This window comes from Streptomyces sp. NPDC005181 (assembly GCF_040608395.1).
Lineage (GTDB): Bacteria > Actinomycetota > Actinomycetes > Streptomycetales > Streptomycetaceae > Streptomyces.
This window is the reverse complement of the sequence record NZ_JBEXID010000036.1, coordinates 1-26,238: the sequence shown is the minus strand read 5'-3', so window position 1 is coordinate 26,238 and position 26,238 is coordinate 1. Positions and strand designations below refer to the sequence as shown.

25 protein-coding genes and 1 pseudogene are annotated in these 26,238 nt (G+C 71.2%); 14 read left to right on the top strand and 12 right to left on the bottom strand.

Annotated features, from left to right (window positions below):
• Positions 1–31: 31 nt before the first annotated feature.
• Entirely contained in the window at positions 32–745 is a 714-nt protein-coding gene (locus ABZV38_RS22690; protein ID WP_356329615.1) for a VTT domain-containing protein, read from the bottom strand.
• Positions 746–987: 242 nt separating this feature from the next.
• Here ABZV38_RS22690 and ABZV38_RS22685 point away from each other — a divergent pair, with 242 nt between their 5' ends.
• From ABZV38_RS22685 to ABZV38_RS22670, 4 genes are all read left to right on the top strand, one after another.
• Positions 988–1,155 carry a hypothetical protein gene (locus ABZV38_RS22685; protein WP_356329614.1) on the top strand — a complete coding sequence of 56 codons (168 nt, stop codon included), beginning with the start codon at positions 988–990 and terminating at the stop codon, positions 1,153–1,155.
• A gap of 94 nt (positions 1,156–1,249) precedes the next feature.
• Positions 1,250–2,425 (top strand): elongation factor Tu, encoded by a 1,176-nt coding sequence (gene tuf / locus ABZV38_RS22680; RefSeq protein ID WP_356329611.1) that lies wholly within the window; start codon positions 1,250–1,252, stop codon positions 2,423–2,425.
• A gap of 78 nt (positions 2,426–2,503) precedes the next feature.
• Complete coding sequence (locus tag ABZV38_RS22675) at positions 2,504–3,349, top strand: patatin-like phospholipase family protein (RefSeq protein ID WP_356329609.1); 846 nt, start codon at positions 2,504–2,506, stop codon at positions 3,347–3,349.
• A 22-nt stretch (positions 3,350–3,371) separates the two neighbouring features.
• Positions 3,372–4,217 (top strand): fused MFS/spermidine synthase, encoded by an 846-nt coding sequence (locus ABZV38_RS22670; RefSeq protein ID WP_356329607.1) that lies wholly within the window; start codon positions 3,372–3,374, stop codon positions 4,215–4,217.
• Here ABZV38_RS22670 and ABZV38_RS22665 read toward each other — a convergent pair.
• Positions 4,179–5,474, bottom strand: coding sequence for an MFS transporter (locus tag ABZV38_RS22665; RefSeq protein WP_356329696.1), 1,296 nt, complete (start codon positions 5,472–5,474; stop codon positions 4,179–4,181). The genes ABZV38_RS22670 and ABZV38_RS22665 overlap by 39 nt on opposite strands.
• 124 nt (positions 5,475–5,598) lie before the next feature.
• A complete protein-coding gene (locus ABZV38_RS22660) occupies positions 5,599–6,666 on the bottom strand; it encodes a hypothetical protein (protein ID WP_356329606.1) in 1,068 nt (355 codons plus the stop codon).
• A 153-nt stretch (positions 6,667–6,819) separates the two neighbouring features.
• Between ABZV38_RS22660 and ABZV38_RS22655 the strand changes: the two genes are divergently transcribed.
• Together ABZV38_RS22655 and ABZV38_RS22650 are read left to right on the top strand one after the other, a co-directional pair.
• Entirely contained in the window at positions 6,820–7,257 is a 438-nt protein-coding gene (locus ABZV38_RS22655) for a DUF4442 domain-containing protein (RefSeq protein ID WP_356329695.1), read from the top strand.
• Between the two features lie 155 nt (positions 7,258–7,412).
• Positions 7,413–8,072: a DedA family protein gene (locus tag ABZV38_RS22650; RefSeq protein WP_356329604.1), complete on the top strand. Its 660-nt coding sequence runs from the start codon at positions 7,413–7,415 to the stop codon at positions 8,070–8,072.
• A 41-nt stretch (positions 8,073–8,113) separates the two neighbouring features.
• Here ABZV38_RS22650 and ABZV38_RS22645 read toward each other — a convergent pair whose 3' ends face one another.
• Complete coding sequence (locus ABZV38_RS22645) at positions 8,114–8,644, bottom strand: gamma carbonic anhydrase family protein (RefSeq protein WP_356329602.1); 531 nt, start codon at positions 8,642–8,644, stop codon at positions 8,114–8,116.
• A 179-nt stretch (positions 8,645–8,823) separates the two neighbouring features.
• Between ABZV38_RS22645 and ABZV38_RS22640 the strand changes: the two genes are divergently transcribed.
• Positions 8,824–9,561, top strand: coding sequence for an acyltransferase (locus tag ABZV38_RS22640; RefSeq protein ID WP_356329600.1), 738 nt, complete (start codon positions 8,824–8,826; stop codon positions 9,559–9,561).
• Positions 9,562–9,570: 9 nt separating this feature from the next.
• Here ABZV38_RS22640 and ABZV38_RS22635 read toward each other — a convergent pair whose 3' ends face one another.
• Complete coding sequence (locus ABZV38_RS22635) at positions 9,571–10,437, bottom strand: DMT family transporter (RefSeq protein WP_356329598.1); 867 nt, start codon at positions 10,435–10,437, stop codon at positions 9,571–9,573.
• Between the two features lie 93 nt (positions 10,438–10,530).
• On the opposite strand from ABZV38_RS22635, the gene ABZV38_RS22630 reads away from it, so the two are divergent.
• The gene (locus ABZV38_RS22630; protein ID WP_356329595.1) at positions 10,531–11,103 is read left to right on the top strand and encodes an XRE family transcriptional regulator; all 573 of its coding nucleotides are present in this window, start codon (positions 10,531–10,533) and stop codon (positions 11,101–11,103) included.
• Between the two features lie 44 nt (positions 11,104–11,147).
• Complete coding sequence (locus ABZV38_RS22625; RefSeq protein ID WP_356329593.1) at positions 11,148–11,708, top strand: YbaK/EbsC family protein; 561 nt, start codon at positions 11,148–11,150, stop codon at positions 11,706–11,708.
• A 100-nt stretch (positions 11,709–11,808) separates the two neighbouring features.
• On the opposite strand, the gene ABZV38_RS22620 is transcribed toward ABZV38_RS22625, so the two are convergent.
• Both ABZV38_RS22620 and ABZV38_RS22615 read right to left on the bottom strand, forming a co-directional pair.
• A complete protein-coding gene (locus ABZV38_RS22620; RefSeq protein WP_356329694.1) occupies positions 11,809–12,615 on the bottom strand; it encodes an AAC(3) family N-acetyltransferase in 807 nt (268 codons plus the stop codon).
• A gap of 97 nt (positions 12,616–12,712) precedes the next feature.
• On the bottom strand, positions 12,713–13,135 hold the full coding sequence (locus ABZV38_RS22615; protein WP_356329591.1) for a CoA-binding protein: 423 nt from the start codon (positions 13,133–13,135) through the stop codon (positions 12,713–12,715).
• A gap of 58 nt (positions 13,136–13,193) precedes the next feature.
• Between ABZV38_RS22615 and ABZV38_RS22610 the strand changes: the two genes are divergently transcribed.
• The 3 genes from ABZV38_RS22610 (at position 13,194) to ABZV38_RS22600 (ending at position 18,394) form a co-directional block, all read left to right on the top strand.
• Positions 13,194–13,820 (top strand): YigZ family protein, encoded by a 627-nt coding sequence (locus ABZV38_RS22610; protein WP_356329589.1) that lies wholly within the window; start codon positions 13,194–13,196, stop codon positions 13,818–13,820.
• Positions 13,821–14,099: 279 nt separating this feature from the next.
• Positions 14,100–15,266 carry an exonuclease SbcCD subunit D gene (locus tag ABZV38_RS22605; RefSeq protein WP_356329588.1) on the top strand — a complete coding sequence of 389 codons (1,167 nt, stop codon included), beginning with the start codon at positions 14,100–14,102 and terminating at the stop codon, positions 15,264–15,266.
• The gene (locus tag ABZV38_RS22600; RefSeq protein WP_356329585.1) at positions 15,263–18,394 is read left to right on the top strand and encodes an SMC family ATPase; all 3,132 of its coding nucleotides are present in this window, start codon (positions 15,263–15,265) and stop codon (positions 18,392–18,394) included. Before ABZV38_RS22605 ends, ABZV38_RS22600 begins: the two co-directional genes overlap by 4 nt.
• On the opposite strand, the gene ABZV38_RS22595 is transcribed toward ABZV38_RS22600, so the two are convergent.
• Positions 18,384–18,830 carry an Lrp/AsnC family transcriptional regulator gene (locus tag ABZV38_RS22595; protein WP_356329583.1) on the bottom strand — a complete coding sequence of 149 codons (447 nt, stop codon included), beginning with the start codon at positions 18,828–18,830 and terminating at the stop codon, positions 18,384–18,386. The two genes, ABZV38_RS22600 and ABZV38_RS22595, sit on opposite strands and share 11 nt — an antisense overlap.
• Before the next feature lie 87 nt (positions 18,831–18,917).
• Between ABZV38_RS22595 and ABZV38_RS22590 the strand changes: the two genes are divergently transcribed.
• Positions 18,918–19,412: a rhodanese-like domain-containing protein gene (locus ABZV38_RS22590; protein ID WP_356329582.1), complete on the top strand. Its 495-nt coding sequence runs from the start codon at positions 18,918–18,920 to the stop codon at positions 19,410–19,412.
• A 175-nt stretch (positions 19,413–19,587) separates the two neighbouring features.
• Here the strand turns inward: ABZV38_RS22590 and ABZV38_RS22585 are convergent, their stop codons facing one another.
• Positions 19,588–21,273, bottom strand: coding sequence for a DUF885 domain-containing protein (locus tag ABZV38_RS22585; RefSeq protein ID WP_356329580.1), 1,686 nt, complete (start codon positions 21,271–21,273; stop codon positions 19,588–19,590).
• 166 nt (positions 21,274–21,439) lie between these two features.
• A complete protein-coding gene (locus ABZV38_RS22580; RefSeq protein WP_356329578.1) occupies positions 21,440–21,946 on the bottom strand; it encodes an Lrp/AsnC family transcriptional regulator in 507 nt (168 codons plus the stop codon).
• Between the two features lie 59 nt (positions 21,947–22,005).
• Between ABZV38_RS22580 and ABZV38_RS22575 the strand changes: the two genes are divergently transcribed.
• Positions 22,006–23,217, top strand: a complete 1,212-nt coding sequence (locus ABZV38_RS22575; protein WP_356329576.1) for a PLP-dependent transferase — start codon at positions 22,006–22,008, stop codon at positions 23,215–23,217.
• Here the strand turns inward: ABZV38_RS22575 and ABZV38_RS22570 are convergent.
• The gene (locus ABZV38_RS22570; RefSeq protein ID WP_356329574.1) at positions 23,153–24,625 is read right to left on the bottom strand and encodes a GNAT family N-acetyltransferase; all 1,473 of its coding nucleotides are present in this window, start codon (positions 24,623–24,625) and stop codon (positions 23,153–23,155) included. The two genes, ABZV38_RS22575 and ABZV38_RS22570, sit on opposite strands and share 65 nt — an antisense overlap.
• Positions 24,626–25,107: 482 nt before the next feature.
• Positions 25,108–26,142 (bottom strand): annotated as a pseudogene (locus ABZV38_RS22565) (alkaline phosphatase D family protein); the annotation flags it as partial.
• Between the last annotated feature and the right edge of the window lie 96 nt (positions 26,143–26,238).

Here is a 26,238-nt window from a genome sequence, read left to right as displayed (position 1 = left end):
GGGCCGCGGCGGCGCTTGCGCTGCCTGCCGGTCATTCACCGCCGAGGCGGTGCCGCTTGCGCCAGGCGACGGCGGCCGCGCCGATCCCGGTCAGCACGATGAAGCCCATCGCGGCCAGGAACGCGGGGGACGTCGGCGACGAGGCCTCGCTGCCCGCGACGACGTATGCGGCGGTGTTCGGGACGGAGCCGATCCCGGTGGCCACCAGGAACGGTGGATACCCCATCCGCGACACCGCGGCGCAGTAGTTGGCGGCCGCGAACGGCACGCCCGGGAAGAGCCTCAGGGCCAGCATCGAACGGAATCCGTGCCGGCTCAGCTGCCCGTCCGCCGCCTTCAGCCAGCGCCCGCGCAGCAGCGTACGGAGGGCGTCCTGCCCCAGCACCCTGCCCAGGCCGAACGAGATGCCCGCACCCAACACCGTGCCCGCCAGTGCGGCGGCCAGACCGGCCTGCGAACCGAAGAGCGCACCCGCGGCCAGATTGAGCAGTGGCCTCGGTACGAACGCCACGGTGCACACTCCGTACGCGACGCCGAACAGCGCAACCGCAACGCCGCCGCTGTTCAGCCGGGCCGGCCAGCCGGTGGCCAGCAACCGCTGAGGTTCGAGGAGCAGCATCGCCGCGGCGGCAGCCAGCAGCAACACCACGAGCAGCGAGAACCGGGACCAGGGCGAGAGCAGAACCCTCGAACAGCGTGCGGCGAGGCCGGTGGCCGACCGGGTGGCGGGGACTGGGTCGAGCATTCGGGGAGACTAACCGACACTCATGTGTGATCGCCGTAATGTGCCCCGTATGGGCCGCCCCGCAGGCAGTGCGGGAATGCGCGTCGACGGCGCCCCGGGACCGGCTCTCGTCTCCGTCGGCGCGCGTGGCCATGAAGCATCTCCGAGGCCGGCCGGGGGATGAACTCCCGTACCGGGCCTGCCGGAACGCCCGGGGAGAAAACCATTCGACGGGTCCGCTGCAGTCGGCCATGATCGGACCCATGTTCCGGTACGCCTTCCTCGCAGCGCAGTCCGCAGTCGCGGACGCGCCGAAGGCTGCCGTTGTTCCCGCTGCCCATGCTGCCGCCACGATCACCGCAGCCGCAGCCGCAGTCGACGCAGCAGCGCTCACCGCTGCCGCAGCGCCCTTCGGCGGCGCCCGAAGCTGACCCTCCCCCGACAGTCCGGCGGACCCCGTAAGGGGAGGGTCGGCAGGGCCCTGGGGTCTTCTCTCTCAGCTTCGTATCCAGAAGGAATCGAGCCATGCCCAAGACGGCATACGTGCGCACCAAGCCACACCTCAACATCGGCACCATGGGCCACGTCGACCACGGCAAGACCACCCTGACCGCGGCCATCACGAAGGTTCTCAGCGACCGTGCCGACAGCAGCACCTCGTACGTCTCGTTCGACCGGATCGACCGGGCGCCCGAGGAGGCGCAGCGCGGCATCACCATCAACATCGCGCACGTCGAGTACGAGACCGACACCCGCCACTACGCGCATGTCGACATGCCCGGCCACGCCGACTACGTCAAGAACATGGTCACCGGCGCCGCGCAGCTCGACGGGGCGATCCTCGTCGTGTCCGCGGTCGACGGGATCATGCCGCAGACCGCCGAGCACGTCCTGCTCGCCCGTCAGGTCGGCGTCGACCACATCGTCGTCGCCCTCAACAAGGCCGACGCGGGCGACCCCGAGCTGACCGACCTGGTCGAGCTGGAGGTCCGCGAGCTGCTCTCCGCGCACGGCTACGGAGGCGACGGTGTCCCCGTCGTCCGGGTGTCGGGTCTGAAGGCGCTGGCCGGCGACCCGCGCTGGACCGCGTCCATCGAGGCGTTGCTGGACGCCGTCGACACGTACGTACCGATGCCGGTGCGCTACACCGACGCGCCGTTCCTGCTGCCCGTGGAGAACGTCCTGACCATCACCGGCCGGGGCACTGTCGTCACCGGGGCCGTCGAGCGCGGCACCGTCCGCGTCGGCGACCGGGTGTCCGTGCTCGGGGCGGACATCGAGACGGTCGTCACCGGTCTGGAGACCTTCGGGAAGCCGATGGAGTCCGCGCAGGCCGGCGACAACGTGGCGCTGCTCGTGCGCGGGGTGGAGCGCGACCGGGTCCGCCGCGGCCATGTGGTGGCGGCGCCCGGCAGCGTGACGCCCAGCCGGCGCTTCACCGCGCAGGTGTACATCCTGTCGGCGCGGGAAGGCGGCCGGACCACACCGGTGGCCACCGGCTACCGGCCGCAGTTCTACATCCGTACCGCGGACGTGGTCGGCGACATCGACCTCGGCGAAGCGGCAGTGGCGCGCCCCGGTGACACGGTCACGATGACGGTCGAACTGGGCCGGGACACCCCGCTGGAGTCCGGCCTCGGCTTCGCGATCCGGGAGGGCGGCCGCACGGTCGGCGCGGGCACCGTCACCGGCCTGCTCTGATCCGTATTCCGCCACGCAACGGATCCGTCCCCCGCGCCCCGCGGGGGCGGGTCCGTTGCCATGCGCAAGACTGACGGCATGGCAGACATTGCACTGGTGCTCGGGGCCGGCGGCGTCACCGGAAGCGCCTGGGAGACCGGGATCCTGCACGGACTCGCCGAGGCGGGTGTGGATCTGTCCACCGCCGACCTCATCATCGGCAGCTCCGCCGGGGCCGTCGTCGGCGCCCAGCTCGCCTCCGGACTGCTCGGCCTCCCGGAACTGTACGCACGCCAGCTCGCGGATCCGCAGGGCGAGACCGGCGGCAGGCTCGGGACGGCCACCCTCATGCGCTACGCCCGGGCCGTGCTGACCGCAGGCACTCCCGAGGCGTACGGGCGGAAGCTGGCCCGAATGGCCCAGGAGGCCCGGACCGGAATCACTGCGGCCGAACGACGGGCGCTGATCGCGAGCCGGCTCCTGACACCCGAGTGGCCCGAGCGGCAGCTGCGCATCACCGCCGTCCACGCGGCCACGGGGGAACTCCACACGTTCGACAAGGACAGCGGCGTGCCGCTCGCGGACGCCGTCACCGCCAGCTGCGCCGCTCCCGCCGTCTGGCCGGTCGCCGTCATCGACGGTCAGGACTGGATCGACGGCGGGGCGTACTCCCCGGCCAACGCCCACCTCGCCGCCGGATACGAGCGCGTCGTCGTCATCGCACCGACAGCCAGTGGCAACAAGGTGATCGTCTCGCCCCGGTCCCAGGCTACCGACCTCGAAGCGAGGGGCGCCCGGGTCGCTGTCATCACCCCGGACGCGGCCGCCAAGAAGGCATTCGGCCGCAATCCCCTCGACCCGAGCCGCCGGGCAGTCGCCGCGCGAGCCGGACTCGCCCAGTCCGCGGCGCACACCGAGACGGTCGCCGCGGTTCTGAACAGCTGAACCCGCACCTCACAATGGAGGGGTGAACGAGCCGATACCTGTGATCCGGGACGTGGACCAGGGCACTGCCAGACTGCTTCCCGATGTGGACCGGGACCGGGCCTGGCTGCTCACGGTCGACAGCGCACCCCAGTCATACGTCGACCTCGACGATCCGGCCCACCTGGAGTTCGAGTACGCCCGACGGCTCGCCCACGTTCTGGACTGTGCCGGGGAGCCGGATGCGCCCCTCGACGTACTCCACCTCGGCGGCGGCGCACTCACCCTGCCCCGCTATGTCGCCGCGACCCGGCCGGGCTCCCGGCAGATCGTCGCCGAGGCCGACCGCGGCCTCCTCGCCCTGGTCATCGAGCAGCTGCCGGTCCCCGACGGCAGCGGGATCACCGTGCACGCCACGGACGCCCGCGGTCTCCTGGAGGAGACCCCGGCCGGATCCGTGGACGTGCTGATCGCAGATGTCTTCGGCGGCTCACGCGTGCCCGCGCACCTCACCTCGGTCGAGTACGCGCGGGCGGCCGAGCGGGTGCTGCGGGACGACGGCATCTATGCCGCCAACCTCGCCGACAGCGCGCCCTTCGGCTTCCTCCGCTCACAGCTCGCCAACTTCGCGGCCGTCTTCGACGAGCTCGCGGTGCTCGCCGAACCGGCGGTGCTGCGCGGCCGCCGCTTCGGGAATGTCGTCCTGGTCGCCTCCCGCAGCCCCTTCGACATTGCCACCCTGGCCCGCCGCTGCGCGTCCGACGCCTTTCCGGCCCGGGTCGAGCACGGCGCCGCACTGGACCGGCTCATCGGTGCAGCCCGGCCGGTCGGGGACGCCGACGCGGTGCCGTCACCCGAGCCGCCCGACGGCGCCTTCAGCATCGGCTGACGGTGCCTTCCTCGCCGCGGCGGACGGCCCCGCGGCCACCGGCACCGTGGCGGCCGTCCGGCGGGTGAGGTTGCGTACGTCGGGTACGAACAGCACGGCCCCCGTGACCAGCACGATCAGCACGGCGCAGCCCCAGAGCGCCTGACCTCGTCCGACCAGGTCCTCCACCGGACCGGCTACCGCGGTGGACAGCGGCAGCATCGCCACCGATCCGAACCAGTCGTACGCCGAGACGCGCGACAGTTTCTCCTCCGGGATCTCCTGGTGCATGGCCGTCATCCAGGAGACCCCGAACACCTCGATGGCGATGCCGCTGACAAACATCACCGCGCTGAGCCCGGCCACGGGCAGCGGCACCGCAAGCGCCGCCGACGGCAGGGCCAGCGGGAAGACGCAGAGCGTCCCGGCGAGCAGCAGCCGCCGGGGCTTCCAGCGCATCATCAGCAGCGCTCCGCACAGCGTGCCGATCCCGAACGCGGCGAGCGCGAGACCCCAGGGGCGGGCCCCGCCGAGCTCGTCCCTGGCAACCAGCGGCCCGTACACCGACTCGGCGGCCCCGACCACCGCGACCACCACCGAGAACTGAGCCACGATGGACCACAGCCAGGGGCGGCCTGCGAACTCCTGCCAGCCTTCGCGCAGATCGGAGAGCAGCCCGCCGCCCGGTGCGCGCGACGGGATGTGAGCGACATCGAGAAAGGCGCGCAGCGCCCCGGCCACCGCGAACGCCGCCGCGTCGACGGCCAGCACCCAGCCCGGGTTCATCGCCGCGATCATGGCGCCACCGAGCGCCGCACCGCCGATCGCGGCGCCGTGCATCGACATCCGGAAGAGAGCGAAGGCGCGGCTGGCCTGTTCGCCGCTGACGCTGGACATCAGCATGCCCTCGGCCGCCGGGTTGAAGAATGCCTGCCCGGTGCCGCACGCCGCGGTGAGCACCATCATCTGCCACAGTTTCGGATCGCCGGCCAGGACCAGCCAGGCGAAGGCGGCCTGCGAGACGCAGTTGAGGGCGTTCGCCGCGACCATCACGCGGTGGCGCGGCAGCCGGTCCGCGATCGCGCCGCCGATGAGCAGGAAGACGACCAGGGGTGCGGTACGGGCAGCGGCGACCAGGCCGACGTCGCCGCCGTCACCGCCCGACTGCAGAACGGCGAACGCCGCCGCGATCAATGCGCCATGGGTACCCAGGCCCGTGATGATCGCGGCGGCCGTCAGCAGACTGTAGTTGCGCCCGGCCCAGGCGGGGCGGCGCATGCGGGACGGAGGGACGGAAGCAGGAGTCACCAAGGGACTATCCCTGCCCGGACCCCGACCTGCCAAATGCATGGCCCGGGCGGTGCGCGGAGCGGATGTGGATCAGGAGCGGATCAGGGGTGCATCAGGACTTGGTGATGTCCGTGAGCCGCAAGGTGCTGAGGATCTTCTGGATCGTGGTGTCCGGAAGTTCGCCCTCCACGTCCGCTCCGGCGTAGAGGATCCACGAGGAGTACTCACCGTTGCTGTTCTTGAAGGAGAAGGCGATCGACTTGCCGTCGCTGTCGCACTTCTTCTTCTTGGTGACGCCGGGCGCGGTGGCCGTGACGACACTGCCGGTGACACCGGACTTGGTGGTGTACGGCTTGGGTTTGCCGATCTTGATGGTGCCCTTCGGCATGTGCTGCGCATAGGCGGCCCACACCCAGTTCGCGGCCTCGTTCGTGGCGGCCTCGTCGGTGCTCTTCGCACCCTGGGCACCCTTGGTGCCGACGCCGGCCAGGCTCATGTCCTCCTTGGTGCCGTCCTTGTCGGCATCGTCGACGCACCACTTGCTCTTGTAGTACGCCGGCGCGGAGAAGCCGACTGCGGGCGACCCGTCGCCCTTCTTGTCGTCCTCGAAGAAGGAGAACACCCCGGGAGCGGCGACCTCCCAGTCACCGGGCACGTCGAACTGGGTGCCCCACTTGGGGTTGGTGACGACCTTCCAGCCGGCGATGAGGGGCTTGGCGTCCCCGTCGGTGCCGCGCGGGTTCGCCTCGGGTGAGGACGCGCCGTCGGACGGCTTCGCGGAGGACGACGACTTTCCGCCATCGGCGACGTCGGTGCCGCCCTTGTCGTCGTTCTTGTTCATCACCACGACACCGGTGACCACGGCGGCCACGACCACGGCGGTGGCCGCGACGATCGCGACGACGGTCGTCGACTTCTTGTTGTTGTCGCCGGGCTGCGGCGCACCGGGCGGACCGGGAACCGCGTACTGCGGCACGGTCGGCTGCTGGTACGGGTTCGGCTGCGGATAACCCGGCTGGCCCTGCTGCGGGTAACCCGGCTGCTGCCCCGGCTGGCCCTGCTGCTGATATCCCGGCTGCTGATAGGGATTCGGCTGCTGGTACCCCGGCTGCTGGTACGGGTTCTGGCTCTGGTCCTGCGGGTTCTGCTCGCCCCCGGGCGGCTGCTCTCCTGGCCACATGGCGAGTAACGATAGAGGGGTGGCGGCCGGTCGGCTACGGCCGCCCCCGTGCGGCAACGGTCAAGGGGGCTGTCATGCAGTCGTCTTGAGGAGAGTGGGGATGGCCAAACGCGCCTACTCATGAGTAACATTCGGCGCATGAGCGCTGAACAGATGACAGTCGGAGACATGCTCGTCGCCACCGTTCCGATGGCCAGGACCCTTAATCTCGAGTTCCTCGAGACGACCGCGGAGCGTGCGGTCGTCCGCTTGCCCGACCAGGCGGACTACCACAACCACGTCGGCGGACCACATGCCGGAGCGATGTTCACGCTCGCGGAGTCGGCGAGCGGAGCGATCGTCATCGCCGCCTTCGGAGACCAGATGTCCCGGGCCGTACCGCTCGCCGTGAAGGCGGAGATCGCCTACAAGAAGCTGGCGATGGGTGTCGTCACCGCGACTGCGACCCTGGGCCGGCCGGCGGCGGACGTCGTCGCCGAGCTCGACGAGGGCAAGCGGCCCGAATTCCCCGTCACCATCGAGATCCAGCGCGCGGACGGCGCGGTGACCGGTGAGATGACCGTGGTGTGGACGCTCCGCCCGAACGCCTGAGGACCGTACCGCCGACCTGGGCCGTCCCACCCCTGACGAGGGGGCGGGGCGGCCCTTCGCGCTGTTCGGGCGGGTGTCGCGGCAGGTAGGCTGCCCGCCGTGCGCCGAGGAGTTGCCCGGCGGGCGACAGCACATCAGCACGGGAGGAACCGGCGTTGCACATCCAGGAGTGGCTGGAGACAGTCCCGGCGGTCAGCGTGTACGTCCTGGTGGGCGTCGTCATCGGTCTGGAGAGCCTGGGTATTCCGCTGCCCGGTGAGATCGTCCTCGTCAGCGCGGCACTGCTGGCAGCCGGGCACAGCGGCATCAACCCGGTCATCCTGGGCGCCTGCGCCTGCGCCGGAGCGATCATCGGGGACTCGATCGGATACGCCATCGGGCGCAGGGGCGGCCGGCCGCTGCTTGCCTGGCTCGGCGGCAAGTTCCCCAGACACTTCGGTGCGGACCAGATCGCCATGGCGGAGCGGTCGTTCCAGAAATGGGGCATGTGGACGGTGTTCTTCGGCCGCTTCGTCGCACTGCTGCGTATCTTCGCCGGACCGCTGGCCGGGGTCCTGCGCATGCCGTACTGGAAGTTCCTGATTGCCAATGTGCTCGGCGGCATCGTCTGGGCAGGCGGCACCACGGCCGTCATCTACTCGGTGGGGGTCGTCGCCGAGGCCTGGCTGAAGCGTTTCTCCTGGCTCGGACTGGTGGTCGCGCTGCTGATCGGGCTGACCTCGATGATGGTCCTCAAGAGCCGCGCCAAGAAGGCGGCGGCGCAGTCCGGGGAGCGCACCGCAGCCGAGGCGGGAACCGTACCGGCGGCGGACTGAGCCGTCGGCCCGGCTGATCGGGCCGACGGTTGGTGAGGTGTTCAGCCCTCGTGTGCCTGGCGGTGTGCCTTGGCCAGCTCGACGTAGCCCACCGCGTTGAACTTGATGCCCTCGAGCTCCTCCTCGGTCAGCTCGCGCTTGACCTTGGCCGGCACGCCCGCGACGAGCGAACCGGGCGGCACCCGCATCCCCTGCGGTACCAGTGCCTGGGCGGCGATCAGCGAACCGGCGCCGATGTGCGCCCCGTTGAGAACCGTGGCCCCCATGCCGACCAGGACGTCGTCCTCGACGGTGCAGCCGTGCAGTACGGCGTTGTGGCCGACCGAGACGCGGTCGCCGACCGTGACGGGGAACCCGGGGTCGGCATGGACGCTGCAGTTGTCCTGGATGTTGCTGTCGGCACCGATGGCGATGGGAGCGCAGTCGGCCCGCAGCACCGCCTGGTACCAGGCGCTGGAGCCCGCGGCCATGGTCACCTCGCCGATCACGACGGACGTCGGTGCGGTGAAGGCCGCCACGTCGATGTCCGGTTCGTGGCCGCCCATGCCCGTGATCAACGCCTGCTCTGCCATCGGCCGTTCCTCCGTGCTCCGGTTCGTTCGGCCGCGTGGTGCGGCCGCCGTTGCTCGATCGTCGTTGTTCGAACGAGCCAGGGGAACGGTATGCGACGGCCATTCCCCTGCTGCGGAGTGGGGTGAACATCACAGGACTCCGCGGTGATCGTTCCGGCGGTGCCGACTACCGTGAGCGAGTGCCGAAGAACAGCAACACGTTCTCATCCCTCACCGCCTGGCGGCGCCGTGTCGTGTCCCGGGCCGTCCACCGTGGCTGGCGTGCGATCCAGGAGGCGGGCGCGATCACCGCGCAGCACCCGGGTGGGCTCCGCTTCGGCCGCATAGGAGAGGGGACCCGGCTGGCCTTCCCGCAGGGCACCGTCTTCGGCGAGCCGTGGATCGAGCTCGGCGGCCACTGCATCATCGGCGAGCAGGTCACCCTGACCGCCGGACTCATGCCGGACCTGGACCTCGGCTCCGCGCCGATCCTGACCCTGGGGGACGGTGTGGTCCTCGGCCGCGGCAGCCATGTCGTGGCCGACACCACGGTGACCATCGGCTCGAACACGTACTGCGGACCGTACGTCTACATCACCTCCACCAACCACAGCTACGACGATCCGCACGAGCCGATCGGCAGACAGTGGCCGCGCATGGAGCCGGTCACGATCGGACCCGGCTGCTGGATCGGCACGGGTGCGGTGATCCTGCCGGGGGCCCGGCTCGGGCGCAATGTGGTGGTCGCGGCAGGCGCGGTGGTACGCGGTGAGGTGCCCGACCACGCGGTGGTGGCCGGGGCACCCGCACGTGTCGTACGCGGCTGGGACCCGGTGAAGGGCTGGCAGCCACCCCTGCGTACGCCCGCTCCGGTGCCGATCCCGGCCCATGTCACGCCCGAACAGCTGCTGGCCGTCGCGGAACTCGAAGAAGGCTGAGCCCGCTTCCTACCCGGTGGCGAGCAGTACGGTCCCCACCAGGGCCAGACCGGCTCCCGCCGCCTGCACCCCGCGCAGTCGTTCGCCCAGGACCCCGCGGGCGGCCAGGGCCGTGACCACCGGATAGAGCGAGGCCAGTACGGCGGCCACGGTGACGGGGCCGTGCTGCGCGGCGATCGAGTAGGTGCCGTTGGCCGCGACATCGGCGAGGCCGACGAACGCCAGGGCGGGCAGCGCGGCCGGCAGCGCGGCCGCTCCGCCCTCCTCGGGCAGCGCCCGCGCCCCGCGCCGTACCGATACGTACAGCGCCGTGCTGCCGACCGCGATGTTGGTGAGGCGCTGTACGAAGAGCGCCAGGAACAGCCCGGTGACCGTCGTGGACGCCTCCGCGATCAGCGACATCACCGCCCCGAATCCGAACGCGGCCACCAGCGTCAGCAGCACCGCCTGCCGTTGCACCGGTGCCCCGCGCAGCTGCGGTCCACCGGCCAGCACGATGCCCGCGATCGCGATGCCGACTCCGGCGAACTGCAGCAGCCCGGGCCGCTCGCCGATGACCAGCCCGACACTCACCGGCACCGCGACTCCCAGCGAGCCGAGCGGCGAGACGACGCCCATGGGTCCGAGCGCCAGCGCCTTGTAGAAGCTCAGCATGGCCACCGGGCCGACCGCGCCCGCGGCCACGGCGAACCAGAGCTGACCGCTGACCTCGCTCCAGCCGCCGGTGGCAACCACGATGATGCCCAGCACGACCGCCGCGACGGCCTGCGAGGCGACGACCACCGTGAGCGCGGGCGTACGTCGGGTGAGCAGCCCGCCGCCGAAGTCGGCCAGCCCCCACAACAGGCTGGTGGCCAGGGCGAACAGCGCTGTCACGGTATGCCTCGCAGTACAGTGCGGTGAACGGTTGGGTGCACCACACCGTAGTGCAGTATTTTCGACTCTGTCATCCAGAATATTGGACGGAATGTGTCTGACCTCGACCAGCTCACCCAGTCGCTCGCGCGTAACCTCAAGCGCTGGCGCGGTGAACGTGGCTTCACCCTGGATGCCCTCGCCGCGCGCGCGGGGGTCAGCCGCGGCATGATCATCCAGATCGAGCAGGCGCGCACCAATCCGAGTGTCGGCACCACGGTCAAGCTCGCCGACGCCCTGGGCATCAGCATCACCACCCTGCTCGACTACGAACAGGGATCTCACGTCCGTCTGGTGCCCGAGAGCCAGGCGGTGCGCATGTGGTCCACCGAGGCGGGCAGTTCCACCACCCTGCTCGTAGGTACGGAGGCCAGAGGACCGATCGAACTCTGGGCCTGGCACCTGATGCCCGGAGACAGCAGCACCTCCGATCCGCACCCCGAAGGCACCGTCGAACTGCTCCACGTCACGGCGGGGGTGCTCACCCTGGAAGTCGACGGCGAGGCCCACTCCGTAACCGCGGGAACCTCCGCCACCTTTGAGGCGCACCATCCGCACGCCTACCGCAACGAAGGCTCCGAACCGGCCGAGTTCACGATGGCGGTGTCCATCCCGCCCGTACGCTGAGACGCGCGACCGGCGGCCGTGCGGTCGCTGTTAGCGTGGCCCGTATGCGCGCACCCATCGGCACTTTCGAGAGTGCCGGCCCTGCCGTCGACCGCATCGACCTCCTCATCCCTCCGGTCGCCGAGGCCGTGCGTGAGGGGTGGGGCGGTGTCCCCGCCGAGCGGATTCTCCACGTCGACACGGACCCGGATATCGCGGACACGGCGGTCTTCGTCGCCCATCACGGCGCCGACCTGCTCGACCGGTCGGCCAACTGCGTCGTGGTGGCAGGCAAGCGCGGCGGCGAGGTCACCCTGGCGGCCTGCGTCGTCCTCTCCCGCACGCGTATCGATGTGAACGGGGCGGCCCGCAAGCACCTCGGCGCCCGCAAGGCGTCGTTCGCCTCCATGGACACAGCGGTCGGCGAGACCGGCATGGAGTACGGGGGCATCACCCCGATCGGACTCCCGGCCGGCTGGCCGCTGCTGCTCGATCCCGGCGTGGTGGACGAGGAGTGGGTGCTGATCGGCAGCGGCAGCCGCCGGGGCAAGCTGATCGTCCCGGGAAAGGCGCTCGCGGCCCTGCCGAACGCGGTGCTCGTCGAAGGGCTCGGCGTCACGGTGTGAGGCGCCGACGGTCCCGCTCGGAGTCGTCGCGGTGCCGGGGCCCACGCAACGCGACGGAGGCAACGGCAAGCGTCGGGAACCGACGCGACGTTCGGCCCCCTTACGGCCGCGCCGCCCGGTAGGACGGAAGCCGGCGGGTCGCGAAGTCCACCGCGTCGGTGAAGCGGAAGAGCCGTGCCGTCGCCGAGCCCACCGTGCCGGGGCGCACCGCCGTGCCGTCGGCCGTGCGCTCGAACTCCGCCCCGAGCGCGGCGAAGTCGCTGTCGTCCAGCGCGACGTCCTCATACGCCCACCAGTGGCGCCTGCCGCCGGTGGTCACCACGCAGCGGTAGGTGCGGCGGGGCGGGTCGGGGACGCGGTACTCGCCGAGGTGGAAGGCGCTGCAGGAGTCGAACCCGGTGCCCAGCAGCAGCACTTGAGCCCGCACGTCATAGAGGCAGGCCAGCGGTGACTCCTCGCCGAGATGGCAGTCGGGGCGGTGATGCGCGACGAGCTTCTCGGCCAGGGGGCCCAGTGCGGTGAACGATGTCTGGGGGTGGCCGCTGCGTGCTGCCCCCGGAGTCCGCCGTACGGCCTCCGAGAGGCGGCCCATCGACGGGGCGGCCGACGTCGCCCGGTCGAAAGGCGGCATGCTCGCCCGCACAGCCTCCCGGGCCAGGTCGGTGAGGCCGCGCACCCGCTCGCGGTACTGCGGGGACGTATCGGAGTTCTCCGGGGTGAACGACGGGACCACCAGGGTGCCGTCCGCGCCGATCGCGTCCCGCAGTGCGCCGATCACCGCCCGTACCCCGCCGCTCACCGCCCCCGTTGCGCGCATCGACGCATGCACCATGAGGACGCCGCCCCGCGCCACACCGAGTTCGGACAGCTCATCGGCCAGCCGGCCTCGGCGGTGGGGAACGGTCAGGACTGCGGGAGCACCGGTAACACTCACAGCGGCTTATTCTCCCAGCCGCGCGGCATGTGTGACACCCCGCACATTCGGCCGAGAGGCGGCACCCCGATCATCGGTCCAGAAGGGGGATCTCGATCGCGGGGCAGCGGTCCATCACCATGTCGACCCCGGCAGCGCGCGTGCGCTCGTATGCAGCCTCGTCGATCACGCCCAGCTGGAACCAGACCGCCTTCGCGCCGAGGCCGACCGCCTCGTCCGCGACGGCGCCCGCCAGTTCGCTGTTGACGAAGACATCCACGACATCGACCGGGAACGGAACGTCGGCCAGCGAGGCGTACCCCTCCTCGCCATGGACCCGCTCGGCCTTGGGATGCACGGGGACGACGCGCTTGCCGAAGCGCTGGAGGACCGCGGCTACGCCATGGGCCGCGCGCGACGTGTTGTTCGAGAGGCCCACAACGGCCCAGGTGTCGCCCGTGTCCTGGAGGACTCTGCGGACCGTCTCCGCGTCTGTGCCCGTGTCTGCATACATGATCCGGTCAACGGACAGCGGCCGTGGGCCATTCCCGCCTTGCGCATAGGGTGGCCGGATGCAGGAGCAGTACCGGACAGTCGCCCGAGCGGGCGTGCACGAGACCGAGATCAACCGATCGCGCTTCATCTGCGCGCTCGCCCCCGCCGCCACCGAGCAGGAGGCGCAGGATTTCGTCGCACGCATCCGCAAGGAACACCCGACCGCCACTCACAACTGCTTCGCGTACGTGATCGGCGCCGACGCCTCCGTGCAGAAGGCCAGCGACGACGGCGAGCCCGGCGGCACCGCGGGCGTTCCGATGCTGCAGATGCTGATGCGCCGCGAGATGCGGTACGTCGTCGCCGTCGTCACCCGCTACTACGGCGGCGTGAAGCTCGGCGCCGGGGGACTGATCCGGGCGTACGGAGGGGCGGTCGGCGAGGCTCTCGACGAGCTCGGCACGGTCACCCGGCAGCGGTTCCGGCTCGCCACGATCACCGTCGGCCACCAGCGGGCCGGCCGGCTGGAGAACGATCTGCGCGCCACGGGACTGGCCGTGCGGGAGGTCCGGTACGCGGAGGCGGTGATCATCGAGATCGGACTGCCGGACTCCGATGTCGAGAGCTTCCGGAGCTGGCTGGCCGATGCGACCGCCGGTGAGGCACTGCTGGAGCTGGGCGGTGAGGCGTACGGAGACGCCTGATCGCGTCTGGCGGGGTGGGACGGCCGGGCTGCGGGACGCCCGACAGGCGGGCCGGCTCGGCACCGGAACGCAGCTCGATCTTCTTCGCTGAACATGTCGGAGTCGGTGCGCGGCGATGGGAGACTGTGGGTTGTGCGGAAGCAGGTTCGTGAGGGATCAGGGGAACAGCGGCGTTAGCGTGGTCGGTGCGGTCCCGCGCCGGTCCGGTGCGGCTCCCGGGCACGGCAGGCGCGGACGCTGGGTGCGAAGGAAACGAAACATGCAGGTCGGAGCCGAGTCTTGAGGATTCTGCACACATCGGACTGGCACCTGGGGCGGTCATTCCACCGGGTCTCACTGCTCGACGCGCAGGCCGACAGTCTCGACCATCTGGTGGCGACCGTGTGCGAACGCGAGGTCGACGCCGTCGTGGTGGCGGGTGATGTGTACGACAGGGCCGTGCCGCCGCTGTCCGCTGTCGAGCTCTTCGACCGGGCGCTGCACCGGCTCGCCGCCGTCGGCGTACCCACGGTGATGATCTCCGGAAACCATGACTCGGCCCGCAGGCTCGGCGTCGGCGCCGGTCTGATGGGCCGGGCCGGCATCCATCTGCGGACCGACCCCGCGGAGTGCGCCACCCCCGTCGTCCTGCGGGACGACCACGGCGATGTCGCGTTCTACGGACTTCCCTACCTCGAACCGGCCCTCGTCAAGGACGTGTTCAGAGCAGAGCGGGCCGGACACGAGGCCGTGCTGACGGCCGCCATGGACCGCGTCCGCGCCGACCTCGCGACACGGCCGGACTCCACCCGGTCCGTGGTGCTCGCCCACGCCTTCGTTGCGGGCGGCGCACCCAGCGACAGCGAGCGCGACATCACCATCGGCGGAGTGGCCGCCGTCCCCGCCGGAGTCTTCGACGGCGTCGACTACACGGCGCTCGGCCACCTGCACGGCAGTCAGGCCGTCACCGAGCGGGTCCGCTACTCCGGCTCTCCCCTCGCCTACTCCTTCTCCGAGGTGGACCACCGCAAGACCATGTGGCTGATCGACCTCGACGCCACGGGAGCGGTCGCCGCCGAACGGATCGACTTCCCGGTGCCCCGGCCGCTCGCCCGGCTCCGCGGCCGTCTCGACACCCTTCTCGACGATCCCACGCTGGCTCGGCACGAGGAGGCGTGGGTGGAGGCCACCCTCACCGACCCCGTCCGTCCGGACGAGCCGATGGCCCGTCTCACGGCGCGGTTCCCGCACACCCTCAGCCTCGTCTTCGAACCCGAGCGGGCCCCCGAGGACCCGCTCGCCTCGTACGCACAGCGCCTCAAGGGGCGCGACGACCAGCAGATCGCGGAGGACTTCGTGGCGCATGTCCGGGGCGGGAACGGGGCGGACGACCGGGAGCGTACGGTGCTGCGCGGCGCCTTCGACCACGTACGGGTGGACGACGGCGTACGCGAGGTGAACCGTTGAGACTCCACGGACTCACTCTCACCGCCTTCGGCCCGTTCGGCGCCACCCAGGAAGTCGACTTCGACGCGCTCTCGGCTGCCGGACTCTTTCTGCTGCACGGCCCCACCGGAGCCGGGAAGACCTCCGTCCTCGACGCCGTCTGCTATGGGCTGTACGGTGCGGTGCCCGGCGCCCGCCAGAGCCCCGGCACCTCGCTGCGCAGCGACCACGCCCCGGCCGGCCTCCCCACCGAAGTCCGGCTGGAACTGACCGTCGGCGGACGGCGCCTGGAGATCACCCGGCGCCCCGCTCAGCCCCGCCCCAAGAAGAAGGGCGACGGTTTCACCACCGAGAAGGCCCAGAGCTGGCTGCGCGAGTACGACCCCGAGAACGGCTGGCAGGCGCTCAGCCGTTCGCATCAGGAGATCGGTGAGGAGATCACCCAGCTCGTCGGGATGAGCCGGGACCAGTTCTGCCAGGTGGTGCTTCTGCCGCAGGGCGACTTCGCACGCTTCCTGCGCGCCGATGCCGAGGCACGCGGCAAACTGCTCGGCAGACTCTTCGACACCCGCCGTTTCGCGGCCGTCGAGGAACGCCTCACCGAACTGCGCCGTACCGCGGAAACCCAGGTCAAGGCCGGGGACGAACAGATTCTCGCGATCGCTCAGCGGATCGCCCAGGCCGCAGGACCGGCCGCCGGTGAACTGCCCCTGCCGGACGCCCAGCCCGGCGAACCGGGGCTGTCCGACGGCGTACTGGAGTGGGCCGCGGTCGCCCGCAGCGGCGCCCGGGAACGACTCGACATCGCCGAGTCCGTCCTGTCCGCGGCCGAGAGCCGACAGGCGGCAGCCCGCCGCGCACTCGACACCGAGCGCGAACTCGCCAGACTTCAGCAGCGGTACGAGGAGACGCGGCGCCGCGCCACCGAACTCGAAGCCCGTCGCCCCGACCGCGACCGTCACCACGACCGGCTCGACCGCGCCCGCAAAGCCGATCGCGTCGCCCCCGCACTGGAGTTGCGCGACGAGGCGGAGCGGGCGTATCGCACGGCGAGTGCGGCCCGCGAGCGCGCCCGCGGCCAGCTGCCGGACACCCTGGTCGATGCCGGCGCGGAACAGCTGGCGGCTCTGGAGCGCAGGCTCCGGCAGGAGCTGGGCGGCCTCGACGCCGCGCGTCGGGCCGAGCGGCGCAGCGCAGAGATCGACACCGAGCGGGCCGAACTGGAACGGCAGGCCCGGGCCGACGACGAACTGATCCTGGAGGCGGAAGGCTGGCTCGCGGGCTGGGAGTCCCACCGCCGCGGCCTTCAGGAACGCGTCGAAGCGGCGCAGGAGTCCGCGACCCGCGCCGAACAGCTGGCGGGCCGGCTGGAACCGGCCCGCCGACAACTGGAAGCGGCACGGCGTCGTGACGCGCTGGCGGCGGAGACGGTGGCCGCCGAGGAGCGGCTGGCCGCGGCCCGGGAAGGCGCGCTCGGAGCCCACGAGAAGTGGCTGGAGCTGCGCGAACGGCGGTTGCGCGACATCGCCGCCGAGCTCGCGGCGGAGCTGGTCGACGGCGAGGCCTGCAAGGTGTGCGGGTCGGGCGACCACCCGAAGCCGGCCCGCGCGGGCGACGGGCATGTCGACAAGGCCGCCGAGGAGACCGCTCTCGACACGTACCGGCGGGCCGAGCGTATCCGTACGGAGGCCGACCGGGAGCTCGGAGTCGTACGCGAGAAGCACGCTGCGGCGCGAGCGGCGGCGCGGCCCGTTGTGGGGAGTGCCGGCGGTGGCGGTGAGGCCCGCGCAGCTGAGCCGTCCGCCGATGACCTGGCCCGTGCCGGTGTCTCCTCTGCCGATGCGGCCGACGCCGTCACGTCACCGGCCCCCGATCCCACCGTCGCCGAACTCGACTCCCTTGTCACCCGGTTGGCGACCGAGCATGCCGAGGCACACCGCACCGCCGCCGGCACGCACGCCGCGCGCGAGGCTCTCGCAGCCGCCGAACGGGAGCAGACCGAGCGGCTCGAAGGGAGGCAGTCGGCCGAGCGCCGCGCCGCTGCCCGGACCTCCCGGCGGGAAGGGCTCGACCGAGAACAGTCCGCGCTGGAGGCCGAGCTGGTGACCGCCCGAGGGGAGTCCGGCAGCGTCGCCGCGCATGCCGCCCTGCTGGAACGCCGGGTCGTCCTGCTTGCCGACGCCGCCGAGACGGTGCGCGCCGAGGAGGCTGCGGCGCAGCGCAGCAAGGAGGCCGACGGCCGGCTCGCGGACGCGGCGTTCCGGGCCGGCTTCGACACCCCGCAGGCCGCCGCGGCGACCCTGCTCTCCGCTTCCGAGCAGCGCGAACTCCAGCACCTGATCGACGCCTGGCAGGCCGAGGCCGTCGCTGTCGCCGACCGGCTCGCCGAGGTGGAGACCCGCGCCGCCGCCGAACGTCCGCAGGCCGACCCGGACGCGGCACAGGCGGCGTACGACACGGCCGAGCGACGGCTGAGGGACGCCGCCGCCACGCTCGCCGCCGCCCGGGAGCGCTGTACCGAACTCGGCCGGCTGTCGCGCCGCGCGGCGGACGAAGTGCGCAGACTGGGACCACTGCGCGAGGAGTACGACCGGGTCGCACGGCTCGCCGGGCTCACCGCCGGAACCTCGGCCGACAATGAACGCAAGATGAGGCTGGAGTCATACGTGCTCGCCGCCCGGCTCGAACAGGTCGCGGCCGCCGCCACCGCACGGCTGCAGCGCATGTCGTCGGGCCGCTACACACTGGTCCACTCCGACGCGCGCACCGGAGGCCGCCGGGCCGGCCTCGGGCTGCATGTCGTCGACGCCTGGACCGGCCGCGAGCGCGACACGGCGACGCTCTCCGGAGGAGAGACGTTCTTCGCCTCGCTCGCGCTGGCGCTCGGCCTCGCCGATGTCGTCACCGACGAGGCGGGCGGGGTCCGGCTGGACACGCTCTTCATCGACGAGGGGTTCGGCAGCCTGGACGACCAGACCCTGGACGAGGTGCTCGACGTACTGGACTCGCTGCGTGAGCGGGACCGCAGCGTCGGCATCGTCAGCCATGTCGCCGATCTGCGCCGCCGTATCCCCGCCCAGCTCGAAGTGGTCAAGGAGCGGCACGGATCGGCGGTGCGGCACCGGGCCGGCAGCGCGATCAGCGGCTGATGGCCCGCCGGGGGAGGGGCGAGGAGTAGACGACGCCGGTGGTGACGGAGCCGAGCGCGCCGATCTTTCCCGAGATCCGTTCCAGGTGGCTCATCGACCGGGCGGTGACCTTGAGTACGAAGCAGTCGTCGCCGGTGACATGGTGGGCCTCCACGATCTCGGGCGTGGTGTCGAGGAGATCGTGGAACGGCTTGTAGTTGCCGTGTGGATAGCGCAGCCGTACCAGGGCGAGAATCGCCAGGCCGAGCCGCTCCGGGTCCACCACGGCGGCGTACCCACTGATGATGCCCGCCTCCTCCAGACGGCGCACCCGCTCCGTCACCGCGCTGGGGGACATGGCGACCTCGCGGGCCAGTTCGGCGAAGGTGGCCCGGCCGTCGCGTTGCAGGACATCGAGGATGCGCCAGTCGGTGGCGTCCGGGGAATAGTCGGTCATGCCGCGAGGCAACAGGGAATTCCCCGGCGAATCAAGCGGTGTGCCGGGCGTCTCTACTTCCCGTTGCAGATCACCGGCCGTAGATTTTTGGTCATGACTTCGCAGCTCACCGCCTCCGCCGCCAACCCCGTCCTCCGCGTCCCGCCGGCCTCCCCGGCCGCGGCTGCCGCCTACTTCGGCGCCTCGCTCGCGTTCCACGCCGATGTTTCCGACGTCGCCGCCGCGCTCGCGGCCGATGGGGACCCCGGCTTCGTCGTCCTCGACTCCCGGTCCACCGCCTCCTGGGACCAGGGGCACATCCCCGGCGCCGTCCACCTGCCCACCGCGCTCATCGCCGAGCGGGCCCAGGACCTCCTCGACCCGGCGGTGCCCGTGGTCACGTACTGCTGGGGCCCCGGCTGCAACGGCGCCGCCCGTGCCGCGCTGGCCCTCGCCGAACTGGGCTACCAGGTCAAGGAGATGCTCGGCGGGTTCGAGTACTGGGCGCGCGAGGGCTTCGAGTTCGAGACCTGGGAGGGGCGCGAGCGGCGCACCGCCGACCCGCTCACCGCACCCGTCGACTCGGACGACTGCGGCTGCTGAACGGCGCAAGCCACACGGTCCGACGGGCCGTCCGCCGTCGCTCACGGCTCCAGCGATCGGGCCGATCCGCGGACTCCGGACTCGCACAGCAGCAGGAGAAAGCGGGTGGCCGACGACGGCCGGGCCCATGGCACCGAACCGGGCCCGGCCGTCGTCTCACTGAGGTGGTCCGGGGTCAGAGCTTCGACAGCTCGTCGACCAGATCGTCCAGCCCCAGCGGCCCCTGCGACAGGGCGGCCATGTGCCAGGCCTTGGCGTCGAACGCGTCGCCGTGCGCCGTGCGGGCGTTCTCCCGGCCCAGCAGCCAGGCGCGCTCGCCCAGCTTGTAGCCGATGGCCTGACCCGGCATGGACAGGTAGCGAGTCAGTTCGCTCTCCACGAACTCCGCAGGCCGGCCGCTGTGGTTGCCGAAGAACTCCTGGGCCAGCTCAGGCGTCCACCGCTCGCCGGGATGGAAGGGGGAGTCCGCCGGGATCTCCATCTCGGCGTGCATGCCGATGTCCACGATCACCCGGCAGGCGCGCATCATCTGCGCATCCAGGTAGCCGAGGCGCCGCTCGGCATCGGGCAGGAAGCCCAGCTCGTCCATCAGCCGCTCCGCGTACAGGGCCCAGCCCTCGGCATTGGCGCTGACCATGCCGATCGACGCCTGGTAGCGGGAGAGGCTGTCGGCGACATGCGTCCACTGCGCGATCTGCAGGTGGTGGCCGGGCACGCCCTCGTGGTACCAGGTGGAGACCAGGTCGTACACCGGGAAGCGGGTCTCGCCCATGGTGGGCAGCCAGGTGCGGCCGGGACGCGAGAAGTCCTCGGACGGGCCCGTGTAGTAGGGAGCCGCGGCGCCGCCGGGCGGTGCGATCCGGGACTCCACCTTCCGTACCCGCTCGGCGAGTTCGAAGTGTGTGCCGTCGAGTGCTTCGATGGCCTCGTCCATCAGACCCTGCAGCCAGGCCTGGACCTCGTCGACACCCTCGATGTGCTTGCCGTGCACATCGAGATGGGCCAGCGCCTCCCAGGGACCCGCGCCCGGCAGCACCTTCTCGGCCTCGGCCTTCATCTCTGCGAGCAGCCGGTGGTACTCGGACCAGCCGTACGCATACGCCTCGTCGAGATCCAGATCGGTGCCGTTGAAATAACGCGACCAGCGGGCGTACCGCTCACGGCCCACCGTGTCGGGCGCACCCTCGATCGCGGGGGCGTACACCTCGCGCATCCAGTCGCGCAGCGCCACCAAGGACTCCGTGGCCTGCCGGGCGGCGTCGTCCAGATCGGCGCGCAGCGCGTCCGGGCCCGGAGCGACGAAGCTCTGGAAGAACCCCGTCCCGTCGTCGCCGATCCACTCGGTCAGCTGGGCGATAAAGGTGGTGGTGGCCCGGGGACCGCCGTACAGCTTCCGGTCCAGACCCAGCGCCAGGGAGGTGCGGTACCCCTCCAACGCCGCGGGAACCGCGCGCAGCCGCTCCACGATCGCAGCCCAGTTCTCGTCGGTCTCGGTCGGCGTCACCGTCAGCACCTCGCGGACGCTGTGTGCCGGCGAGTGCAGATTGGAGACGGCGCGCAGGCTCTCCTCGGCCTCGTGGACGGCGAGTTCCGCCGTCAGCCGCTCGCGCAGCAGGCGGCCGCAGCGGCGCTCGGCATCGCTGTCCGCACCCGGCAGCTGTTCGGCCGCGTCGAGCTTCAGGAGGGTGGTGCGGGCCAGTTCGGCAAGAGCTTCCTGCCCGGCGGGGGAGAAGTCGGGAAGACGGCTGTAGCTTTCCTCGACACCGAGGTAGGTGCCTGCGATCGGGTCGAGTTCGATGAACGCGTCGACGTAATCGTCGGCGACCTGGCGGGGCAGTGAGCTGTGCGTAGTGTCTGACATGCGAACATCCTCGTACGGCCAGGGGTTCCGCGTCACTAGCATTCAGGCTCGACGGCCTGTCGCATATGTGACAGGACCGCACTTGGTCATGCGGCCGTGGCAGCCGGTCCCGGTCGTTCGGCCGCGGTGACCGGTCCCGGTCGTTCGGCGCGGTGACCGGGCCCGGTCATCGGGTCTCTGCGGACCGCCCGGGCGCTGCGGACGACGGAGGCAGCAGCGGCCCGCACTCCCACTGCTGGAATATCAGCCGGGTCTCGACCCGGGCCACCTCGCGGCGCGACGTGAACTCGTCCAGCACGAGCCGCTGCAGATCGGCCGTGTCCGTGACGGCCACATGGACCAGGTAGTCGTCGGGCCCGGTCAGATGGAAGAGTGCACGGGACTCCGGCAGCGCCCTGATCCGCTCGACGAACGGGCCGATGAGCTCCCTGCGGTGCGGGCGGACCTGTACCGAGAGGAGCGCCTCCAGACCGCGGCCGAGCCGGGCCGGGTCGAGACGGAGCTGATGGCCGAGAATCACCCCCGAGCGACGCAGCCGGGTCACCCGGTCCAGACAGGTCGACGGTGCGACCCCGACCTCGGTGGCCAGCTCACGGTAGGTGGTCCGCGCATCGTTCTGCAGCAGCCGCAGAATGTGCAGATCCACCGGGTCCAGGACGACAGAATCGGTCATTCACCGAACGTAGCACGGCGTTTCATCGCCCCAGCCCGGTGGCTGTTCAGAGTGGCGTCATGGACACCGAAGCCTCGATGCGCCCCTCGACAACACCCCGGTCCAGGGCGCTGGCCACCGAAGCCGTGCACGCCGGACGCGACGACCTCGCTGCACTCGGCCTGCACGCCCCGCCGATCGATCTGTCCACCACTTACCCCTCGTACGACTCCAGGGGAGAGGCGGAACGGATCGACACCTTCGCCACCACCGGGGCCAAGCTCGACGGGCCGCCCGTCTACGCCCGGCTCGACAACCCGACCACGGCCCGATTCGAGACGGCACTCGCCCGGCTCGAGGGGACCGCGAGTGCCGTGTCGTTCGCCAGCGGAATGGCGGCGCTCACCGCCGTTCTGCTGGTCCGCGCGAGCATGGGGCTGCGCCATGTGGTCGCCGTCCGCCCGCTCTACGGCTGCAGCGACCATCTCCTCGGCGCCGGGCTGCTGGGTACCGAAGTCACCTGGACCGATCCGGCGGGCATCGCGGGAGCCATCCGTCCGGACACAGGTCTGGTGATGGTCGAGACACCGGCGAACCCGACGCTCGCCGAGGTCGACATCCGGGCGCTCGCGCACTCCTGCGGCTCGGTGCCGCTGCTCGTCGACAACACCTTCGCCACCCCCGTCCTGCAGCGGCCCGTCGAGCACGGGGCCAGGATCGTCCTGCACAGCGCGACCAAGTACCTGGGCGGGCACGGCGATGTGATGGGCGGGGTCGTCGCCTGCGACGAGGAGTTCGCGGCCCGGCTGCGTCAAGTCCGCTTCGCCACGGGCGGGGTGCTGCATCCGATGGCCGGATATCTGCTGCTGCGCGGGCTTTCCACTCTGCCGGTGCGGGTGCGGGCCGCATCCGCGAGCGCCGCCGAACTGTCCCGCAGGCTGACCGCCGACCCGCGCATCGCCCGGGTCCACTACCCGAAGGTGGGTGGGGCGATGGTCTCCTTCGAGGTGTACGGGGATCCGCACCGGGTGATCTCCGCCGTACGGCTCATCACGCCGGCGGTCAGCCTGGGCAGTGTCGACACGCTGATTCAGCATCCGGCGTCCATCAGCCACCGCATTGTGGATGAGGGAGACCGGCAGGCCGCGGGTGTCGGGGACCGGCTGCTGCGCATGTCGGTCGGCCTGGAGGACGTCGAGGACCTGTGGGCCGACCTGTGTCAGGCGCTCAGCGACCCGCCTGCTCGTACGGCGGCAGGGACCGTACCGGAGTCGCTGCCAACCGGGCGGTGATGACGAGCGTGCCCTCCTCGATCTGGTAGTCGAGAGGCAGCGCGAGGGCCCGCATCGCGGCGACCATGCCGGTGTTGGACGCCTGTGTGACCGCGTAGACGCTCTCGCAGCCGGCCTCGATGGCGAGCGCCACCAGACGGCTCAGCAGCGTGGAGCCGATGCCACGGCGCTGCCATTCGTCCTCGACAAGGAGGGCGACCTCGGTCTCGTCGCCGTCCCAGAGGAGGTGGCCGAGGGCGACGAGCCGGCCGGAGGCCGTCTGAACGGCCAGGGTGCGGCCGAACCGGGGGCTCAGCAGGTGGTCCAGATAGCGGTCGGCGTCACGGACCGGACCGTGGTACCGCAGCCGCAGTGTCTGATCGGAGCAGCGGTCGTGCATGGCGCGGGCGGCTGCCAGGTCGCTCCGGTCCGCGCGGCGCACGGTGATCTCGTTGCCCTCGGGGAGTGTGAGCACGTGCTCGCTGCGCGGGACACGGGGGCCGAGCCGCGCGTCGAGCTCGACCAGGGCGCGGGCCCGGGCGAACTCGGTGGGCGTGAACGGCAGATAGGGCCGTTCGATCGTGATCGCACCGCCGGACGGGTCGCGCAGCCGCATCACGGTCTCCTCCAGTACCCCCTCGACCGGTGCGGTCTCGCCGGTGGCGCGGCCACTGATCGAGACGGCCGGGAGCGAGTGGATGGTGCAGCGCCCGAGCAGCTGACGCAGGGCGAGGGGGAGTTCGGCCGCATCCAGGGCGGTGCGGGTGGCGAGACCCAGAATGCGCGTCGGGGCATCCACCAGATCGTGCGCGTCGGCACGCTCGATCCAGGTGGAACTGCCGCCCGCGGCGGAGATCGCCCGGCTCAGCTGCTGAGCCTGGAGCGGGGCCGGGGCACGCAGCAGGAACTCGTCGACCGTGCCCTCGGCCAGGGGGTGCGTCTGAAGGGTGAGGATGTCGACCCGGTGCCGGGCTAGCGCGAGGCACAGCGTGGCCAGGCTGCCGGGGGTGTCCCGGACCGTGGTGCGCATGCGCCACAGCACCGTCTCCTCGGCGGACACGGCAGGGCCTGCGGCGGTGGGCGTAGACACCGGAGCGACGGCTCCGGCCGTCGTGCCGGTACGTGCGGCGGCGGTGAGGCGGTCGGCGGAACGGTCCGGGTCCGTGCTGTCGTAGTCGGCGATCAGGCCGTCGGCGGTCGGCGGCGGAGCGTGGCTGTGCCGCCGTGCCCACCATGTGTGGAACGTGGCCGTGGCAGTCAGCGCCAAGGCCGAGGCGACCAGCAGATACGGCCCGTCCGGCTGGTGCCCGATCAGGTTGGCGATCGCATCGGCCACCGCGACCGCGGTGAACAGGGCGGCCAGTTCGATCAGGTCCCGCCGCCAGTGGTGGGGACGGCGGGCACTCTTCGCAGATGTCACATCAGTCATGGCTCCACTGTGACGGGGCGGTGTTGCCTGATCACGAACGCCTTGTGACTGATGGGTTAAGTATGGATCTAGTGCTCTATCATCCGTTTTGGCTGGTTTATGTCTTGAGTGATGGCGGTTGTGGCGGTGCGTGCGCGGGTCGCGGCAGCTTGTGAACGGTTCGCAGCGGGTGCGGGCAGCGTGGCGCGTGGTGGGGCGGGCCGATCGGGGGCCGCCCGGTTACGGCCAGGCGCGTCCGGTTACGGCACGATGTCCACGGCCGTCGTACCCCGTCACCACCGGGTCGAGCGAGGAAGCCAGGGTCCGCCGGCAGCAGCGCGCCGACGCCACGTCGGCATGGCCCGCAGGTCGCGGGCGGCGGTCCTCGGAGTAGGCCAAGCCCCGTACGGATCGGGTCATACACAAACCGTAGAACCCACCACTGACAATCGGCCCCGGTCAGCTGTCCGGGGCCGCCGCCCGCGCTCGTCAGCGGCGCAGGCTCACTGTCCGACGCGTCCCGGCTGCAGCACCTTGGTGAACAGCACCGAACCGCCCTGAGCCCGCAGTCGCACCGTCAACTCCCCACTGCCACCGTCGATATCGACCTCGCCGAAGAACTGCGGCGACTCCATCGGCGACACATTCGCCCGGTCGGGCGCCCGCACGAAGACCCGATCGGGACCGAACGTGCCGTCCAGCGCATTGGCGGGGAAGCCACCGGCGGCCAGCGGCCCCGAGACGAACTCCCAGAACGGAGCGAAGTCCTTGAACGCCGCACGCTCGGGGGCGTAGTGCTGCGCCGATGTGTAGTGCACATCGGCCGTCAGCCAGAGTGTGCCGGTGATCCGGCGGTGCTTGATGAACCGCAGCAGCTCCGCGATCTGCAGCTCACGGCCGAGCGGGGCGCCGGGATCGCCCTGGGCCACCGCTTCGAAGTCCGTCGCACCGTCCGTGACGACCAGTCCCAGCGGCATGTCCGCGGCGATCACCTTCCACACCGCGCGGGACCGCGACAGCTCGCGCTTGAGCCAGTCGAGCTGCTCGGCGCCGAGGATGCCCGTGGTGTCGTCGGGCTGCCGGCCGGGGGAGTTGGCGTTGCGGAACGACCGCATGTCGAGAACGAACACGTCGAGGAGCGGGCCGTGCCGCACCACCCGGTGCACCCGGCCGTCGCCGGACGACGCGTGCAGCGTGGACACCGGGAAGTACTCGCGGAACGCCCGCATCGAACGCGCGGCCAGGACGTCGACGTTCTTCTCGGTGTACCGGACGTCGTCCAGGATCTGTCCCGGATACCAGTTGTTGCGGACCTCGTGGTCGTCCCACTGGATGATCGACGGCACCTGCGCGTTGAACTTTCTCACGTTGTCGTCGAGGAGGTTGTAGCGGAAGTTCCCGCGGTACTCGGCGAGCGTCTCGGCGACCTTCGCTTTCTCCTCGGTGGTGATGTTGCGCCAGACCCGGCCGTCGGGAAGCGTCACGCTCGGCTCGATCACCCCGTCCGCGTAGATGTTGTCACCGCTGCAGAGAAAGAAGGGCTCTCCTGCCGTATGAGTGGGTCACTCTGTGGCGGGTTGGCGGCCGGGGAGGGTGGGACGTTCTCCGGCGAGGGTGAGCATGACGAGGGCGAT